Origin of the sequence: Aeromonas sp. R2-4 (assembly GCF_040908365.1) — a bacterium.
GTDB lineage: Bacteria > Pseudomonadota > Gammaproteobacteria > Enterobacterales > Aeromonadaceae > Aeromonas > Aeromonas veronii.
Window position 1 is genome coordinate 98,436 of the sequence record NZ_JBFODO010000023.1, and the last position, 17,232, is coordinate 115,667.

Sequence of the window (17,232 nt, forward strand, 5' to 3'; positions counted from 1 at the left end):
ATGGCGCAGATTATTTAAAACAGCCCCGCTTGTGCCGGATTGCAAGTGGATGTTTCATTTGTGACATAAACAATGATCGAATCTTTTGCTCAACTCTTTGAAGAGTCCCTGAACGCCGTTGAAACCCGTCAAGGTTCCATCGTCAAGGGTACTGTCGTTGCTATCGAGAACGGTTTCGTACTGGTTGACGCCGGTCTGAAATCCGAGTCCGCTATCCCGGCTGAAGAATTCAAGAACGCCATGGGCGAGCTGGAAATCAACGTCGGCGACACCGTTGACGTGGCTCTGGACTCTATCGAAGATGGTTTCGGCGAAACCAAGCTGTCCCGCGAAAAAGCCAAGCGCCACGAAGCCTGGCTGCAGCTTGAGAAGGCTTACGAAGAGCAAGCTACCGTTATCGGTATCATCAACGGCAAGGTCAAGGGTGGTTTCACCGTTGAACTGAACGGCATCCGTGCCTTCCTGCCGGGTTCTCTGGTTGACGTGCGTCCGATCCGTGACACCGCTCACCTGGAAAACAAAGAACTCGAGTTCAAAGTCATCAAACTGGACCAGAAGCGCAACAACGTTGTTGTTTCCCGTCGTGCCGTGATCGAGACCGAGAACACCTCCGAGCGCGAAAGCCTGCTGGCTAACCTGCAAGAAGGTCAAGAAGTTAAGGGTATCGTCAAGAACCTGACCGACTACGGTGCATTCGTAGATCTGGGCGGTGTTGACGGCCTGCTGCACATCACCGACATGGCGTGGAAGCGCGTTAAGCATCCTTCCGAAATCGTCAACGTTGGCGACGAGATCGCTGTCAAGGTTCTGAAGTTCGACCGCGAGCGTACCCGTGTATCCCTGGGTCTGAAGCAGCTGGGCGAAGATCCCTGGGTTGCTATCGCCAAGCGTTACCCGGAGACCACCCGTCTGTCTGGCCGCGTGACCAACCTGACCGACTACGGCTGCTTCGTTGAAATCGAAGAAGGCGTTGAAGGCCTGGTACACGTATCCGAGATGGATTGGACCAACAAGAACATCCACCCGTCCAAAGTTGTTAACGTTGGCGACGTGGTTGACGTGATGGTTCTGGACATCGACGAAGAGCGTCGTCGTATCTCCCTGGGTCTGAAGCAGTGCAAATCCAACCCGTGGCAGCTGTTTGCCGAAACTCACGCCAAAGGCGACCGTGTTTCCGGCAAGATCAAGTCCATCACTGACTTCGGTATCTTCATCGGTCTGGATGGCGGCATCGACGGCCTGGTTCACCTGTCTGACATCTCCTGGAACAACCAGGGCGAAGAAGCCGTGCGTGAATTCAAGAAAGGCGACGAGATCGAAGCCGTTGTTCTGCAAGTGGATCCGGAGCGTGAGCGCATCTCCCTGGGTGTCAAGCAGATCGAAGAAGACCCGTTCAACAAGTACCTGGCTGACAACAAGAAAGGTGCTATCGTGAAGGGTAAGGTTACCGAGGTTGATGCCAAAGGTGCCGTTATCGAACTGGCTGACGGCGTAGAAGGCTACCTGCGTGCCTCCGACGCTGCTCGTGACCGTGTAGAAGACGCCACTCTGGTGCTGTCTGTTGGTGACGAAGTTGAAGCTAAATTCATGGGCGTTGATCGTAAGAACCGCACCGTAAGCCTGTCTGTCCGTGCTAAGGACGAGGCTGATGAGCGTGTTGCTATCGATAACCTGAACCAGCAAGAAGAAGTTGTGTTCAGCAATGCTATGATGGAAGCGTTCAAAGCCGCCAAGGGTGAGTAATCCTTGATGCAAGAAAAGGGCGGCATTGCGCCGCCCTTTTTTATCCTGGCAAAATGAATATTGCATGTGATCGGGGAAGGAGATTTAACGTTATGACCAAATCAGATCTCATCGAACAACTGGCAGCCAGCCGCATGCATATGCCGGCCAAGGATGTCGAAGCCGCCATCAAGGAGATCCTTGAGCAGATGGCGTCGACCTTGCAAAACGGCGACCGGATTGAAATCCGCGGATTTGGCAGTTTTTCACTGCACTATCGTGCGCCCCGTGTGGGCCGCAACCCCAAGACTGGGGACAAGGTTGAACTGACCGGGAAATATGTCCCGCACTTCAAACCTGGCAAAGAGTTGCGCGAGCGCGTCAACATCATTGAATAATGCAGAAATGGGCATACCTCGGGTATGCCTTTTTTCTTTTTGGCACCGATTCCTGTGCCAATCGTCTTGTTTCTTAAACTCTTTTCCCATTCACTCTAGAGTCTGCCTGCGATTTTAAGGATAATCAGCCTCTCATTAGATACTGACAGGGAGCTCTTATGAAGCGTATTTTGGCCCTCATTCCGCTGGTGCTGGTGTTTGTTCTGACCCTGGCGCTGGGCTCACAAAATGGCCAGCTGGTTCAGTTCAATTACCTGATCGCTCAGGGTGAGTTTTCGCTTGCCATGCTGTTGGGCTTCTTCTTCGCTGGCGGTTTTTTGCTGGGCTGGCTGGTATTCGGCCTGCTGTTCCTGCGCCTGAAAATGCAAAACCGCACCCTCAACCGCACCATGCGTCGTCAATCCCGCGAGTTGGAGCTGGCCCGGTCACCGGGTAAGGAATAATGTTCCTCAATGCTTGAACTGCTTTTCCTGCTGTTGCCCATCGCCGCCGGTTATGGCTGGTACATGGGCCGCAGGAGTGTTCGCCAGGACACCCAGAAACAGAGTAACCAGTTTTCCCGCCAGTATGTGGCGGGCCTCAACTATTTGCTGTCCGATGAATCTGACAAGGCGGTGGATCTCTTTATCCAGCTGCTTGAGGTGGACAGTGAAACCATCGAAACACACCTCTCCCTCGGCAACCTGTTTCGCCAGCGTGGGGAGGTTGATCGTGCCATCAAGATCCACCAGAACCTGGTAACCCGCCAACTGACCCGGGAGCAGCGTCAACTTGCCTTGCAGGAGCTGGCGCGCGACTTTCTTGCTGCCGGTCTGCTCGACCGCGCTGAAGCGCTTTGGAATGAGTTGTGTGACGACAGCGACTATGAAGAGACGGCGCTGGCACAGCTGTTGATCATTCATCAACAACTGCGGGATTGGGACAAGGCCATCGATGTGGCGGTGCGTCTGCAAAAATTCCAGGGCAAGAAGCTGGCCGACCCCATTTCCCATTTCTATTGCGAGCAAGCTGAAATCGCGCTGCGTGAGGGCAATAAAGGGGAGGGGCTGGCCAAGCTCAAACGGGCGCTCAGTATCAATCCGGCATGTGCCCGGGCCAGTTTGCGCCTCGCTGAGCTTGCCATGGCGGAAGGGGAGTATGAGCAGGCCAGCAAGGAGCTGCTGCGGGTGTTCGAGCAGGATATCGACTTTGCCTCCGAGGCAATGCCCAAATTGCTCGAGTGCTATCAGCAGTTGGGGCGCACGCCTGCGTTGATCCCGCTGCTTGAGAAGGCAGTGGAAGATCACGCCGGTGTCAGCGTGACCCTGGCCCTTGCCAAGCTGGTTGAAGAGCGTGATGGCCTGAGCCAGGCCCGTTCGCTGGTGTTGCGTCAGCTGCGTCGTCATCCGTCGATGAAAGGTTTTTACCAGCTGGTGGGTTTTCAGCTGGCCAGTGCGGAAGAGGGGCCTGCCAAGGAGAGCCTCGAACTGCTGCAACAACTGGTCGGCGAGCAGATCAAAATCAAGTCAACCCACAAGTGTCGGCAGTGCGGCTTTGCCACTCACTCGCTGTTCTGGCAGTGCCCGTCTTGTCGCCAGTGGGGTTCCATCAAGCCGATCCGTGGTCTGGACGGTGAATAACAAGCAATAGGATGTGAGATGCAAGATCCCAAAGTACTGGTAGCGCTGGATTATCAGCACGAGGCAGATGCCTTAGCGTTCGTTGAACGTATCTCTCCGGCCCAGTGCCGTCTCAAGGTAGGCAAGGAGATGTTTACCCTGTTTGGCCCGCAGTTTGTACGCCAGCTGGTGGCCAAGGGATTCGATGTCTTTCTGGATCTGAAGTTTCACGATATTCCCAATACCGTTGCCAAAGCCGTGGCAGCCAGTGCCGAGCTCGGTGTCTGGATGGTCAACGTGCATGCCAGTGGTGGTGAGCGGATGATGCGTGCCGCCAAAGATGCGCTACTGCCTTATGGCGACAAGGCCCCCCTGCTTATCGGCGTGACCGTGTTGACCAGCATGGAGCAGTCCGACATGATCCCCCTCGGGTTGGATGTGAGCCCGGCCGAGCAGGTGATCCGGCTGGCTACCTTGACCAAAGCATCCGGTCTGGATGGGGTGGTCTGCTCTGCCAACGAGGCCCATGAGTTGAAAGCCTTGCTGGGTGATGAGTTCAAGCTGGTGACCCCGGGTATTCGCCCGACCGGTTCAGCGGCCGGGGATCAGCGCCGGGTGATGACACCGAAAGCGGCGGTCGAGGCGGGGTCCGATTATCTGGTTATCGGTCGCCCCATTACGCAGGCTGCCGATCCGGCCGCCATGCTGGCCAGCATCAATGCCGAGTTGGCTGGCGCGTAACAGGCTCACCCAGTGATATACGGTGCAGGCCGAGCAACAGGCCTGCACCGGCCCCGATAAGATGAGAGCCGATGTGTATCCTGGCATTGATCAGGGTAGCGATCGGGCTCTCTCCTGCGTTGTAGAAGTCCATCACCAGCTTGAGCCCCATCCCCGCTAGCAGCAGCCAGCCCGACGTGCGGCGTCCGTGGCGGATATCCTGCATTGCCCCCCAGACAAACAGGCCATGCAGCGAGCCGGATAGCCCCATGTACCATTGGGTCTGCGGGCACCACCACCAGATCCCCAAGCCCACTGCCAACCAGAGCAGCAACATCAGCAGCGGCAGGCGAGCTCCACCCAGATAGTCGCGAAACAGGCTATAGAGGATGGCGAGGCCGCCCAGATTGAGCAGCAGGTGCCACAGATTGGTATGAGCCAGATTGCCTGTTATGATCCGCCACCCTTCGCCCCCGGCGATCAAGGGCCGATCGAAGGAGAGCTGAAGATTGGGAACGGTAAAGAAGAGTAGCAAGCTGGTGAGAGAGAGCGTGATAACCCAGAGCAATCCAGATTTGTCTGACAACATGAAACAGTCCAACGACAAGAACAGTCGATACTGTACACGTTGCACCCGAGCCCTCAAAGCCTGCCTGTGCGATTATATTGTGCCGGTTGACAATCACACGCCCCTCTACATCTTGCAGCACCCCAACGAGGTGGCACATCCCAAGGGGACCGCGGCACTGCTGGCGGCCTCTTTGCAACAGTGCGAGGTCCATGTGGGGGAGGACTTTTCCCGCGATGAGTGGCTCAATGGGTTGCTTGCAGATCTTTCCCGTCGCTGCTATCTACTCTGGCCGGATGAGGATGCTATTTCGCTGACCGATCTTCGCCAACAGTGGGAGAGTGAATCCTCTGGCTCCGCATCCGTCGCCTTTATCTTGCTTGACGGCACCTGGCGCAAAGCCTATCGCATGTTGCAGAGCAACCCGGCACTGGCCCGCTTGCCCCGCATCGGCATTGGTGCCATTGCCGGTCAATATGCCATTCGTAAGAAACCCTTTCCCGATGCCCTCTCTACCATAGAGGCGGGCTATCACCTCTTGTCCCGGTGGGAGGGGAGGCCGGAGCGCTATGCGCCCTTGCTGACCCTGTTCAATCGGTTGAATACCCAGTGGCAGGACTTTGCCGAAGGCCGCCGCGCGTGACAATTCAAGGAGTTATCAAGATGAAAAAAGCAGTCGTGGTTTTCAGCGGCGGTCAGGACAGCACTACTTGTCTGGTGCAGGCATTGGCCCGGTATGATGAAGTGCACGCCATTACCTTCGACTATGGCCAGCGCCATCGGGAAGAGATCGACACCGCGCGCCGTCTGGGCAGTGCACTGGGGATTGCCGCCCACAAGGTGATGGATGTAACGCTGCTCAATGAGCTGGCGGTCTCTGCCCTGACCCGTGACGACATTCCTGTCAGCTGCGAGCTGCAGGATAACGGGCTGCCCAACACCTTCGTGCCGGGCCGCAATATCCTGTTCCTGACCCTGGCTTCCATCTATGCCTATCAGGTGGGCGCCGAAGCGGTGATCACCGGTGTCTGCGAGACCGACTTCTCCGGCTATCCCGATTGCCGTGACGAGTTCGTCAAGGCCCTCAATCAGGCGGTGTCGCTGGGGCTGGATCGCGGCATCCGTTTTGAAACTCCCCTGATGTGGCTCGACAAGGCCGAGACCTGGGCACTGGCGGATCACTATGGCCACCTCGACACGGTGCGCCAACAGACCCTGACCTGCTACAACGGCATTGCCGGTGACGGCTGCGGCACGTGTCCTGCGTGTGAACTGCGCAGTCGCGGTCTGAACAACTATCTGGCCGACAAGGCGGGCATCATGGCCAGACTGTTTGAGAAAACCGGGCTGGGCGAGAAAAGCGCAGAGTGAGCCTGCGTCTTGCCGTGGCTTGGGGTATAATCCGCGACTTTTGCAACAAGCCGTGATCGAGATGCACTACCCAATCAACGAGATTTTCCAGACCATCCAAGGGGAGGGCATCTTTACCGGCCTGCCCGCCATCTTTGTTCGCCTGCAGGGTTGCCCGGTGGGCTGCCCCTGGTGCGATACCCGTCATACCTGGGTTGTTGATCCGGCTCGTGAAGTGGGCAAGGCGGCGGTGCTGGATCGCTCCAATGAATCCGATTGCTGGAGCCAACTCAGCACCACGCAGATTATCAAGAGCTTTACCGATCTGGGTTATCAGGCGCGCCATGTGGTGATCACCGGTGGCGAGCCCTGCCTCTACGATCTGCACGAACTCTCGTCAGCCCTGCTGGCGGCGGGCTATCAGGTGCAGATTGAAACCAGTGGCACCAGCGAGATCAAGACCCATGAGCAGACCTGGGTGACCGTCTCCCCCAAAATTGGCATGAAAGGGGGGCTGCCTGTGCTGGTCTCGGCGCTGGAGCGGGCCAACGAGATCAAGCATCCGGTGGCCACCGAGCACCATATTGAAGAGCTGGATACGCTGCTCGCTACTGCTACCCTGCGCCCTGATGTGGTCATTGCCTTGCAGCCGATCAGCCAGAAACCACGGGCCACCCAATTGGCGATGGATACCTGTATTGCGCGTAACTGGCGACTCTCAATCCAGACTCATAAATATCTGGATATCGATTAATATGGATTGGCTATCCGACGAACAGGTGCTGCTGACTCTGACCAACAAGATGCCTTACGGTAAATATCAGGGGCGGCGTATCATCGATATTCCCGAGCCCTATCTGGTGTGGATGGCGCGCAGCGGTTTTCCGGCGGGTAAATTGGGCCAGACGCTGGCGTTGGCTTACGAAATCAAACTCAATGGACTCGAGTCCATGATTATTCCCATTATTAACAGGATGTCGGTATGAGAATATATACGAGGCAGGGCGACAAGGGCATGACCCGGCTGGCCGATGGTATCCAGTTGCCAAAGGATCATTTGCGGGTCGAGACCTACGGTTATATCGATGAGCTCAACTCCCATATTGGCTTGCTGATTTGTGACGTCCCGTCGCAAGAGGTCGGCTTATTGGCTGATTTACAGCTGTTGCAACAGGAGTTGTTTGATCTGGGGGGCGAGTTGGCATTCTCTAGCGACGCCCAGAATGAATCAATTTGGCAAGTTAATGCCGCATGGACCACTCGCCTTGAACAGCAGATAGATCGTTATAGTGAGCCATTGCCGCCGCTGCGCCAATTTATATTGCCCGGTGGTTCCCGTGCCGCGGCGCAAGCGCATGTGGTGCGCACTCTGGTGCGTCATTGCGAGCGCTTGCTGCTGACATTGAGCCGGGAAGAGCGGGTCAATCCCGAGGTGCTGCCCTATCTGAACCGGATGAGTGACTGGTTCTTTACCGTTGCCCGCTATCTTATCTGCGTGGCAGGGGATCGTGAAGTGCTGTGGGTCAAGGCAGCAGATCGCCCGCAATCGGCTATCTGATATGTCACGTTTAAGCGGCAATAAAAAACCTCGCCAAGGCGAGGTTTTTTATTGGCAACGCAAGAGCCGTCAGATAGCAAAATCTTCCAGTGATTTGCCTGCTGCCACTGCGCTGGCAATAGCCGAAGGCATACGGCCCTGGCCGGTCCAGGTTTTCTCTACGCCATTATCCTGATAGCGATATTTGGCCGGACGTGGCGCCCGCTTGGCTTTTTCTGATTTGCCGGGGTTGGTCGCGACAGCGCTTACCAATTCTGCCGGGTCAATACCGGCTGCTTTCAGCATTTCGCTATATTCGTTGATTTTACGCAGATGCTCTTCACGGGCCTGACGCTCGGCAGCTTCATCCTGCTGACGTTCAGCAACGATCGCAGAGAGTTTTTCCAGTGCCTCTTCCAGTTGTTCCAGAGAAAGCTCGCGGCAGGTCGCACGCAGACTGCGGATATTAAGCAGTACCTTTAAAAATTCATTCATAGGAGTTACCACGTCGAGTCAGAGAAAAATATTATGTTCCAGCTGATTCTTGCTTGGTGATTTAAATAAGTCAAGCCGGGTTAAATATTATATCCGTGGGGAACATCAATACAGATATTTAATATGGCCACAATAGGCTTGGTGATTGGATGCCAATGAAACCGCAGTAGGTGAAAATAGCGTCAAAGCTGGCGTTGTTGCATCATTTGACTACCATTTTCCGACCTAGATATGTTTATCGTGACTATTTAATCAAAAAACTTGCTATAAGCTGCCATCTCGATAAAATGTGCGGCGAATACCTTTAAGTAGAGGCGCGCTGCCTATGAGTATTTGTGCGGAGGGTGATGCCTGTGATGCACAAGGAAAGGAGTCAGCGCCGAAGTGGCCAGGCCATCATACCGGGCTGCTGGTTCTGCATCTAATAGGTGCAGGACTGCCATAGTCATCCACTATGGAGCGCTACCTGAAGGGGCTGAGGAGTATGACCTCCCCATAGGTTTTGTTTCTTTAGATCCTCTCGGTAGATCTCCACCTGTAATCTTTAGGTGCAAAGAGATCATGGACATTAGTCATTTCGCCGACTCCGGTTGGTCCGTTCTTCCCCCCCTGTTGGCTGTCGCGCTGGCGATCATGACCCGCCGCGTGCTGCTGTCCCTTGGTGTGGGCATCGTCACCGGCAGTTTGCTGCTCAATCAGTTTTCGCCCCTCGAATCCCTGCATTACATGTTGAATACCGTGCTCAAGATCTTCTGGGTCGATGGCGCGCTCAATCGTGACAATGTCAACATGATCCTGTTTATGCTGCTGCTGGGTGGCCTCATCAGCCTGATGAGCGTCTCCGGGGCGACCCGTGCCTTTGCCGAGTGGGCCGAGCGTCGTGCCAAGACCCGCAAGGGCGCCAAAGCCCTGACTGGCATGATGGTGTTTGCCTTCTTTATCGATGACTTCTTCCACAGCCTGTCGGTGGGGGCCATCTGCCGTCCGGTGACCGACCGCTTCCAGATCTCCCGTGCCAAATTGGCCTATCTGCTGGACTCCACCGCGGCGCCGGTCTGCGTGCTGATGCCCATCTCCTCCTGGGGGGCTTATATCATCGCCCTGGTTGGCGGCATCATGGCGGCCCACGGTCTGACCGAGCAGAGCCCCATCGCGGCGTTTGTCGAGATGATCCCGATGAACCTCTACGCCGTCTTCACCCTGATCATGGTGCTGGTGGTGATTGCATTCCAACTCGATATCGGCCCGATGCGTCAACACGAAGCGTGGGCGCTGGAAGGCAAGTTGTGGGATGAGTCCAAGGGCCGCCCCATTGGTCTGGATATGGAGAGCCCGGAAGAGAGCAACGGCGGCATGATCGACATGGTCCTGCCGATCCTGACCCTGACCGCTGCCACCATCTATTTCATGATCGATTCCGGTGCGGCGGTGCTGAGCGAGAAAGGTCTGCCGTTCAGCGTGCTCGGCTCGTTCGAAAACACCAATGTCGGCTCTTCGCTGGTATACGGTGCCCTGTGCAGTCTGGTGGTTTCCATCGGTCTGGCGATGCGTCTGAAGCTGGGTGCCAAGAACTGGATCAAGGCCGCGCCGCAAGGTGTCATGGCCATGCTGCCGGCCATCAACATCCTGCTGTTCGCCTGGACCATAGGTGCCGTGGTGCGCGACGTGGAGACCGGCAAGTACCTAGCTTCGCTGGCTAACGGCAACCTGCCGATCGAAGTGCTGCCTGCGGTGGTCTTTATCCTCTCCTGTGCCATGGCGTTTGCCACCGGCACCAGTTGGGGTACCTTCGGCATCATGCTGCCGCTGGCCGGTGACATGGCCGCCGCCAGCGACATCAGCCTGATGCTGCCGATGCTGGCCGCGGTACTGGCTGGCTCGGTGTTCGGGGATCACAGCTCGCCCATCTCCAGCACCAGCATCCTCTCTGCTACCGGTGCTGGTTGCCATCACATCGATCACGTGATGACCCAGCTGCCTTATGCGCTGGCCATCGCCTTCGGCGCGGCCATCGGTTACCTGGCGATGGGTTTGATGCACTCCAGCCTGGCCGGTTTCAGTGTCAGTGCCCTCTGGTTCGTGCTCTTTACCGGCTATCACCTGAAAAAGGCCAAAGCGCGGCCAGAGCTGGCCACCGCGTAACATTTATAGAGCAAGGGGCCCGCGGGCCCCTTGGTTTTGTCAGGGGCTTTGGTTAGCATGCGCCCCATAAATTCAGTTTCGGAACAGTATCATGGCTTCACTGCACTACAAATTTGCCACCATGAATTCAGGCAAATCCACCCAGCTCATTCAGGCGCACTTCAACTATCTGGAGCGGGGCATGCATCCTCTGGCGATGACGCCAGCCATCGATGACCGTTTCGGGGTCGGGGTGATCAGTGCCCGGGTTGGCCTTGAACTGAAGGTGGACGTGTTCAGCGACAGCTGCGATCTGTTTGAAATGGTGAAAGCGCGCCATGCGAAGAAACATATCGATGTTTTCATCGTGGACGAGGCCCAGTTCCTGACCCGTGAGCAGGTCTACCAGTTGGCCCGCATCGTCGATGAGCAGGATATTCCGGTGATGGCCTATGGCCTCAAGACCGATTTTCGCGGCGAGCTGTTCCCGGGCTCCTACCATCTGCTCTGTCTGGCCGACAAGTTTGAAGAGCTGAAGAGCATCTGCTGGTGTGGCAACAAGGCTCACATGAACTCCCGGGTCAACGAAGCGGGGCAGGTGATGCGTGATGGCGAACAGGTGGAGATCGGCGGCAACGATCGCTATGTGTCGCTCTGTCGCAAACACTATCTCGAAGGTCGGGCTTACAAGTAATTCGGCTGCGATATTTGAATCGTCGAGCAGGGCGCCAATCTGGCGCCCTTTTTATTTTCCCCAACTTCGATCGCTGTGGTTCAGTCGATCTCGATATCCACCGGCGCAATGATGGGGTCGGCCACCGGCAGGCGTTGAAACAGCTGGCGAAAATGGTGCTGTACCCGGCCTATATCGACCAGTGACATGCCGGAGGCAAAACCGAACCAGACATAGAGGCCGGTGAGATCGCGAAACATCGGCGGCAAATAGCGGGGAGCGGCGATCAGCCCCTCCAGATAGTGCTGATAGAGCACCGGAATGTCATCCAGTGTCACCTTGCCGACAAACAGCATCGGCAGGATCTCGGGCACCCCTTCCAGCACGGCGCTGCGGATAAAGTTGACCGTCTCCACATAGCCACGCACGTAGGAGAGATCCTTGGTAAAGCAGGCACCGCCGCCCACCATGCCGCCACGAAAGACCCGCTGGGTGATCTTGTAGGCGTCGTGCTCGCTGGTGCCCTGCAGCACGAAGTGCTGAAACACCTCGATAAAATCGGCGCCGCGCTCGGCCATGTCGATGGCCATCACCCGATCGGAGATACGCTTGGCCCGATCCGGAAAGGAGCTGAAGGTGAGGGTCTCTATCAGGACGGCCAGCCCCTCCTGACAGGCGGTGATCCGCGGTGAACCGGCGCTCAGCCAGGTGGCATAAGGCTGCTGGCGACCGTTGAGGGTGGTGCCGACATGGACCCACCCCTCGTGTACCTCCAGCACTTGCAAGTCCAGCTCGGAAAAACGGGCGTGGGAGTTGAGCTTGATGTAGTCGCCACCGGCAGCGGCATCGGAGACGATGCCATCGCTCAGCTTCACCTGCACAGTGCCGTCACTGAAGTAGCTCGACAGCTTGCCCTGCAGTTTGGCGACCGCGGCTTCTCCTTCGAACTCCTTGGGGTAGGGGCGCACCAGATGGCGCGCGCCGGGCAGGGAGAATATATCGCACAGGCGGGCGCCCAGCTCCTTGAGGGTCTTGCGATCCCCACGCAGGTGATCGCTGGCAGAGCCATAAAGCAGCTGGCTGTAACGCTGAAAATCGGGTTGGCCGCGCTGGCGCAGCATCTCGATCACCACCATGTACTGATCGACCGTCTCTTGCAGGATCCGGCCAAGATCGTCCTGTAGCCCCAACTTTCTGCGGATCCTGTCCCGCAGCTCCTTGAGCTCCAGATACTTGTTGCGCGGATCGAAGCCGAGGGGGAGGGCATCATAGAAGTGCCTGTCGATAGCGGGCAGCTCCCTGCCACCGCTTGCCAGAAAGCGATCCTGTAGATGGCGTGGCCATTTGATGGCATCCAGAATGCGGATGGGTTTTTGCAGGGTGAGCAGCTCATCCGAGAGTGATTTCAGATGAAGGCGATACTTTTCTTGGATTGTCATGGGGCCCCCTGTGGGGCAAGCGTCATCGTGGATTTGGCTGAGTATATGCATAGCGCTTGCCAAAAAGAAGCGAGCCGCAGGGTTATCGGGTTGGCGTGCTTTTTGTTGATAGCAAATTGGTTTAGACTGCGCCCCTTGATCCCAATCTTGTCGTGGAAATGATGAATATCCCCAGCTCCGAAATGATAATGCGTTGGTTGCAACAGGCTCGTATCGAGCACTATGTCTGCGACCAGTGTCACGGTATCCACATTGTTTCTTTGCAGTCGGTCGATGGTATTCAGGAGAGCCGGATCTTCGTGGAAGAGGAAGGCCTGCTGTTCTCCTCCGAGCTGGAAGTGCGCCCCTCCGCAATGCTGCCGCTGGTTGCCGAACTGGGCCGACTCAATATGCAGTACCCCTCCCTCAAGGTGTTCCTCGATATCATCGATGACAACCTGCCGCGGCTGGTTGTCGGCCACACCGTCTTTACCAAGGCCGGACTCAGCGTCGAGCAGTTCCTGCTGTTCGTGCAAAGCACCATCGCCGCTACCCACGAACTGGTTGCCGAATGCGAACGTTCCGGCTTCCTCAACCTGCCGGAAATCCAGGTTGCACCGGAATCTGTGCATTAAGTGTTCGAACGGTTCGCCAGGTGAAAAAAGCCGTTGACGCGGGCGGGGCTTTCCCCTAAATTACGCCCCGTTCCAGCGCAACAGCGCAGCGAACACCGTGTTGGCTGAACACGTTAAACCACAGACTAAAATTTGGTGAGGTGTCCGAGTGGCTGAAGGAGCACGCCTGGAAAGTGTGTATACGGCAACGTATCGAGGGTTCGAATCCCTCCCTCACCGCCACATTGCAAAGCCCTGATGGAAACATCGGGGCTTTTTGCTATCCGCGTTTTTAGCGGGCTCTGTGGGCAAGCCGATGGCGATGGGCGGCGGGCTCGGGTATAGTCCTGCGCCAATGGCGTTATCCTGTTTTGCTGACCCGTCGTGGCCCTGGTGGTGGCGAGGGGCAGGCCTGTGTAAGGAGTGTTATGAAGTTCAGTCCCCTGCTCGATGAGATGATGAAAGCCCTGCAGGTATTGCCTGGGGTGGGGCCCAAGTCTGCCCAGCGGATGGCCTTTACCCTGCTCGAGCGTGAGCGCAGCGGCGGTTTGCGTCTGGCCCAGTTGCTCTCTCGCGCCCTGACCGAGATCGGTCATTGCAGCCACTGCCGCACCTTTACCGAGAACGACCGCTGCGATATCTGCGCCAATCCCAAGCGGGAAGAGAATGGCCTGCTCTGCGTGGTGGAGAGTCCGGCGGACGTGGCCGCCATCGAGCAGACCGGCCAGTTTTCCGGTCGCTACTTTGTGCTGATGGGCCATCTGTCGCCGCTGGACGGTATCGGCCCGGAGGAGCTGGGGCTCGATATTCTGGAGCGCCGTCTAAAGGAAGAGCACATCAGCGAACTGATCCTCGCCACCAACCCTACCATTGAAGGGGATGCCACCGCCTGGTATATCGCTGATATGGCCCGCACCGCCGGGGTAGAGGTGAGCCGCATCGCCCATGGCGTGCCGGTAGGGGGCGAGCTGGAGCTGGTGGATGGCACCACGCTCTCCCACTCCCTAATGGGGCGCCAACGCTTGAAATAGCAAGGCGAAAGCCAGTTTCCCCGCATTAATAGCGGTCGAGCTGGGTAAGAAATAGCCGTTTGAGCGGATTTAAAGGGGCGAGTGAGCGGGATTGCATACTCGCCCCTTGATATTTGATTGGCCGTCCCCATCTAGGTTGGGCATATGTTCAACCCGATGTTTCTGAGGATTGGTCCATGACCCAAAGTGTTCATGCCGAAACCCACGGCTTTCAGACTGAAGTCAAACAACTGCTGAGCCTGATGGCTCACAGCCTCTACTCCAACAAAGAAGTATTCCTGCGCGAGCTGATCTCCAACGCATCCGATGCGGCGGACAAGCTGCGCTTCAAGGCGCTTTCCGATGCCTCTTTGTTCGAAAACGACGGCCAGTTGCGTGTGCGTCTGGTGGTGGACAAAGAGAAGCGTACCCTGACCATCTCCGATAACGGGATCGGTATGACCCGTGATCAGGTGATCGAGCACCTGGGTACCATCGCCAAGTCCGGCACCGCAGAATTCTTCAAAAACCTCTCCGGCGATCAGGGTAAGGATTCTCAGCTGATCGGCCAGTTCGGGGTCGGTTTCTACTCCGCCTTTATCGTGGCCGACAAGGTGACCGTGGTCTCCCGTGCCGCCGGTACTGCTCCGGAGCAGGGCGTACAGTGGGAATCGGAAGGGGAAGGCTCCTTCACTGTGGCTGACGTGACCAAAGAGGGTCGCGGAACCGATGTCATCCTGCACCTGCGTGCCGAAGAGGACGAGTTCCTCGACGACTGGCGCTTGCGCTCCGTGGTGGGCAAATATTCCGATCACATCAGCGTGCCGGTAGAGATGTACAAAGAAGGCACCCCGGATCGGGAAGAGGATGGTGAGACCATCGTCGGCACCCCGGGCGAGTGGGAGCAGGTCAACCGCGCCACGGCACTGTGGACCCGCAACCCGAAAGATATCAAGGACGAGGAGTATCAGGAGTTCTACAAGCACGTCGCCCACGACTTTGAAGATCCGCTGCTGTGGGGTCACAACCGGGTGGAAGGGGCGCAAGAGTACACCAGCCTGCTCTACGTACCGGCCCGCGCACCGTTCGACCTCTACAACCGCGAGCAGAAGCACGGCCTGAAGCTCTACGTACAGCGCGTCTTCATCATGGACGACGCCGAGCAGTTTATGCCGACCTACCTGCGTTTCGTCAAAGGGGTGCTGGACTCCAACGATTTGCCTCTCAACGTTAGCCGCGAGATCCTGCAGGACAACAAGGTGACCGCCTCCCTGCGCAAGGCTTGCTCCAAGCGGGTTCTGACCATGCTCTCCAAGCTGGCGAAAGACGATGCCGAGAAGTACGCCAAGTTCTGGAAAGAGTTCGGTAACGTGCTCAAAGAGGGCCCGGCCGAGGATTACGCCAACCGCGAAGAGATCGCCAAGCTCCTGCGCTTTGCCAGCACCGCGGGCGAGGGCGAAGCCCAGACCGTTTCTCTTGAGGATTACGTTGGCCGCATGAAGGAAGGTCAGCAGAAGATCTACTACATCACTGCTGACTCCTATGCTGCAGCCAAGAACAGCCCGCACCTCGAGATCTTCCGCAAGAAGGGTGTCGAAGTGCTGCTGATGTGGGAGCGTGTGGATGAGTGGCTGATGAGCCACCTGACCGAGTTCGACGGCAAGCAGCTTATCTCCGTCACCCGTGGCGAACTGGATCTCGGCGATCTGGAAGACGAAGCCTCCAAGCAGGCCCAGGAAGAGGCAGAAAAGGCCAACGCCGGTCTGGTGGAGCGGGTCAAGAAGAGCCTGGGCGATGCAGTGAAAGAGGTGCGTGTCACCCACCGTCTGACCGACTCCCCCTCCTGCATCGTCACCGACGCCTACGGTATGAGCACCCAGATGATCAAGCTGATGCGCGCGGCCGGCCAGCCGGTACCGGAGCAGAAGTACATTCTGGAGCTCAACCCTGACCATGCGCTGGTGAAGAAACTTGACACCATTGAAGACGAGGCACTGTTCGGTGAGTGGGTCACCCTGCTGCACGAACAGGCCCAGCTGGCCGAGCAGGGCGGGCTGAACGATCCGGCGAGCTTCGTCTCCCGCATCAACCGTCTGCTGCTGCAAGCCTAAGCAGCAACGCCGGTAACAGAAAGCCCACTGCATGCAGTGGGCTTTTTTGATCCCGCCGAGTGAGTTCGGCGAAACACAGCGGCAAGGGAGGCGGCCAGCGCCTCTCTATTTGCGGTATTCGTTGTTGTAGTTCTGGATGAGACGGCGAGTCACCTCATGTTGGGGATCGGCAAACACTTTGAGGGTCTTGCCGCGCTCCACCACTCGACCTTCGTGCATCACCAGCACCTCGTCACTGATATGGCTGACGATCCCCAGGTCGTTGGCTACCAGCACATAACTCAGCCCCATGGTCTCCTGCATCTCCAGCAGCAGATTGATGATCTGGGATCGTACCGAGATATCCAGAGTGGAGAGCGCCTCATCGGCCACCACTATCTTGGGGTTGAGGATCAGCGCCCGCGCCAGCGCCACCCGCTGCTGCTGACCGGAGGAGAGCATCTGCGGATAGAACAGGGCGTGATCCGGCAGCATCCCCACCATACGCAGGGTCTGCACCACCTTCTCGCGGCGCTCCTCTTCAGTCATCTCGGTGTTGAGACGCAGCGGGGTTTCCAGGATCTGGCCGACCCGGATCTTGCGGTTCAGCGAGGTGTTGGGATCCTGAAAAATCATCCGCAGCAGTTTGCAGCGAGTCTGGTAATCGCCATGCACCATCAGCTGGCCGTTGATGGCGATGTCGCCGCTGGTGGGTTCGATCATGCCAGCCAGAATGCGGGCGAGGGTGCTCTTGCCGGAGCCTGCCTCGCCGACGATGGCGAGGGTCTGGCCCACTTCGAGGTCGAACGAGAGGGGCTTGATCGCCTCCACCGCCTGACGACGGAACAGACCGGTACGGTTCTGGTAGGTTTTGCTAAGGCCTCTGACCTGCAACAGGGACGGCTCGATCACAAGCGG

The 17,232-nt window shown here is 57.2% G+C and carries 19 protein-coding genes, 1 tRNA gene and 1 riboswitch; of the genes, 16 read left to right on the forward strand and 4 right to left on the reverse strand.

Annotated features, from left to right (window positions below; translation table 11 throughout):
* Positions 1-72 precede the first annotated feature (72 nt).
* The 5 genes from rpsA to pyrF all read left to right on the forward strand — a co-directional run bounded on the left by rpsA (position 73) and on the right by pyrF (position 4,459).
* Positions 73-1,743, forward strand: coding sequence for a 30S ribosomal protein S1 (gene rpsA / locus AB5Z05_RS12030; protein ID WP_005337148.1), 1,671 nt, complete (start codon positions 73-75; stop codon positions 1,741-1,743).
* 92 nt (positions 1,744-1,835) lie between these two features.
* A complete protein-coding gene (gene ihfB / locus AB5Z05_RS12035; protein WP_005299934.1) occupies positions 1,836-2,120 on the forward strand; it encodes an integration host factor subunit beta in 285 nt (94 codons plus the stop codon).
* A 158-nt stretch (positions 2,121-2,278) separates the two neighbouring features.
* Entirely contained in the window at positions 2,279-2,563 is a 285-nt protein-coding gene (locus AB5Z05_RS12040) for a LapA family protein (protein WP_005337143.1), read from the forward strand.
* A gap of 9 nt (positions 2,564-2,572) precedes the next feature.
* Positions 2,573-3,739 carry a lipopolysaccharide assembly protein LapB gene (gene lapB / locus AB5Z05_RS12045; RefSeq protein ID WP_005346478.1) on the forward strand — a complete coding sequence of 389 codons (1,167 nt, stop codon included), beginning with the start codon at positions 2,573-2,575 and terminating at the stop codon, positions 3,737-3,739.
* 18 nt (positions 3,740-3,757) lie between these two features.
* Positions 3,758-4,459, forward strand: a complete 702-nt coding sequence (pyrF, locus tag AB5Z05_RS12050; RefSeq protein WP_111901346.1) for an orotidine-5'-phosphate decarboxylase — start codon at positions 3,758-3,760, stop codon at positions 4,457-4,459.
* On the opposite strand, the gene rrtA is transcribed toward pyrF, so the two are convergent.
* Positions 4,434-5,027: a rhombosortase gene (gene rrtA, locus AB5Z05_RS12055; RefSeq protein ID WP_111901347.1), complete on the reverse strand. Its 594-nt coding sequence runs from the start codon at positions 5,025-5,027 to the stop codon at positions 4,434-4,436. The two genes, pyrF and rrtA, sit on opposite strands and share 26 nt — an antisense overlap.
* Here rrtA and AB5Z05_RS12060 point away from each other — a divergent pair.
* The 5 genes from AB5Z05_RS12060 to AB5Z05_RS12080 all read left to right on the forward strand — a co-directional run bounded on the left by AB5Z05_RS12060 (position 5,026) and on the right by AB5Z05_RS12080 (position 7,914).
* Positions 5,026-5,649 (forward strand): tRNA-uridine aminocarboxypropyltransferase, encoded by a 624-nt coding sequence (locus AB5Z05_RS12060; RefSeq protein WP_368151645.1) that lies wholly within the window; start codon positions 5,026-5,028, stop codon positions 5,647-5,649. The two genes, rrtA and AB5Z05_RS12060, sit on opposite strands and share 2 nt — an antisense overlap.
* A 20-nt stretch (positions 5,650-5,669) precedes the next feature.
* Positions 5,670-6,377, forward strand: coding sequence for a 7-cyano-7-deazaguanine synthase QueC (queC, locus tag AB5Z05_RS12065; RefSeq protein ID WP_005359893.1), 708 nt, complete (start codon positions 5,670-5,672; stop codon positions 6,375-6,377).
* Between the two features lie 61 nt (positions 6,378-6,438).
* The gene (gene queE / locus AB5Z05_RS12070; RefSeq protein ID WP_042053066.1) at positions 6,439-7,110 is read left to right on the forward strand and encodes a 7-carboxy-7-deazaguanine synthase QueE; all 672 of its coding nucleotides are present in this window, start codon (positions 6,439-6,441) and stop codon (positions 7,108-7,110) included.
* 1 nt (position 7,111) lies between these two features.
* The gene (locus AB5Z05_RS12075; protein ID WP_005337126.1) at positions 7,112-7,342 is read left to right on the forward strand and encodes a DUF3820 family protein; all 231 of its coding nucleotides are present in this window, start codon (positions 7,112-7,114) and stop codon (positions 7,340-7,342) included.
* Entirely contained in the window at positions 7,339-7,914 is a 576-nt protein-coding gene (locus AB5Z05_RS12080; protein ID WP_064337720.1) for a cob(I)yrinic acid a,c-diamide adenosyltransferase, read from the forward strand. The genes AB5Z05_RS12075 and AB5Z05_RS12080 overlap by 4 nt, the downstream gene beginning before the upstream one ends.
* 69 nt (positions 7,915-7,983) lie before the next feature.
* Here AB5Z05_RS12080 and AB5Z05_RS12085 read toward each other — a convergent pair whose 3' ends face one another.
* Positions 7,984-8,388 carry an H-NS family nucleoid-associated regulatory protein gene (locus AB5Z05_RS12085; protein ID WP_005337123.1) on the reverse strand — a complete coding sequence of 135 codons (405 nt, stop codon included), beginning with the start codon at positions 8,386-8,388 and terminating at the stop codon, positions 7,984-7,986.
* A 301-nt stretch (positions 8,389-8,689) separates the two neighbouring features.
* Positions 8,690-8,861, forward strand: a riboswitch (Lysine riboswitch).
* Between the two features lie 88 nt (positions 8,862-8,949).
* Here AB5Z05_RS12085 and AB5Z05_RS12090 point away from each other — a divergent pair.
* Together AB5Z05_RS12090 and AB5Z05_RS12095 are read left to right on the forward strand one after the other, a co-directional pair.
* Complete coding sequence (locus AB5Z05_RS12090; protein ID WP_368151648.1) at positions 8,950-10,530, forward strand: Na+/H+ antiporter NhaC family protein; 1,581 nt, start codon at positions 8,950-8,952, stop codon at positions 10,528-10,530.
* 91 nt (positions 10,531-10,621) lie between these two features.
* On the forward strand, positions 10,622-11,203 hold the full coding sequence (locus tag AB5Z05_RS12095) for a thymidine kinase (RefSeq protein ID WP_005351181.1): 582 nt from the start codon (positions 10,622-10,624) through the stop codon (positions 11,201-11,203).
* A gap of 80 nt (positions 11,204-11,283) precedes the next feature.
* Here the strand turns inward: AB5Z05_RS12095 and AB5Z05_RS12100 are convergent, their stop codons facing one another.
* Positions 11,284-12,621: a flavohemoglobin expression-modulating QEGLA motif protein gene (locus AB5Z05_RS12100; protein ID WP_368151651.1), complete on the reverse strand. Its 1,338-nt coding sequence runs from the start codon at positions 12,619-12,621 to the stop codon at positions 11,284-11,286.
* A 158-nt stretch (positions 12,622-12,779) separates the two neighbouring features.
* Here AB5Z05_RS12100 and AB5Z05_RS12105 point away from each other — a divergent pair, with 158 nt between their 5' ends.
* The 4 genes from AB5Z05_RS12105 (at position 12,780) to htpG (ending at position 16,335) form a co-directional block, all read left to right on the forward strand.
* Positions 12,780-13,235 (forward strand): YbjN domain-containing protein, encoded by a 456-nt coding sequence (locus AB5Z05_RS12105; RefSeq protein ID WP_005337119.1) that lies wholly within the window; start codon positions 12,780-12,782, stop codon positions 13,233-13,235.
* A gap of 134 nt (positions 13,236-13,369) precedes the next feature.
* Positions 13,370-13,457: transfer RNA gene (locus AB5Z05_RS12110), tRNA-Ser, on the forward strand.
* A gap of 185 nt (positions 13,458-13,642) precedes the next feature.
* Positions 13,643-14,245, forward strand: a complete 603-nt coding sequence (recR, locus tag AB5Z05_RS12115) for a recombination mediator RecR (protein WP_005352677.1) — start codon at positions 13,643-13,645, stop codon at positions 14,243-14,245.
* 176 nt (positions 14,246-14,421) lie between these two features.
* On the forward strand, positions 14,422-16,335 hold the full coding sequence (htpG, locus tag AB5Z05_RS12120; RefSeq protein WP_005352676.1) for a molecular chaperone HtpG: 1,914 nt from the start codon (positions 14,422-14,424) through the stop codon (positions 16,333-16,335).
* 105 nt (positions 16,336-16,440) lie between these two features.
* On the opposite strand, the gene AB5Z05_RS12125 is transcribed toward htpG, so the two are convergent.
* Positions 16,441-17,226 carry an ATP-binding cassette domain-containing protein gene (locus AB5Z05_RS12125; protein WP_103251396.1) on the reverse strand — a complete coding sequence of 262 codons (786 nt, stop codon included), beginning with the start codon at positions 17,224-17,226 and terminating at the stop codon, positions 16,441-16,443.
* Positions 17,227-17,232 lie beyond the last annotated feature (6 nt).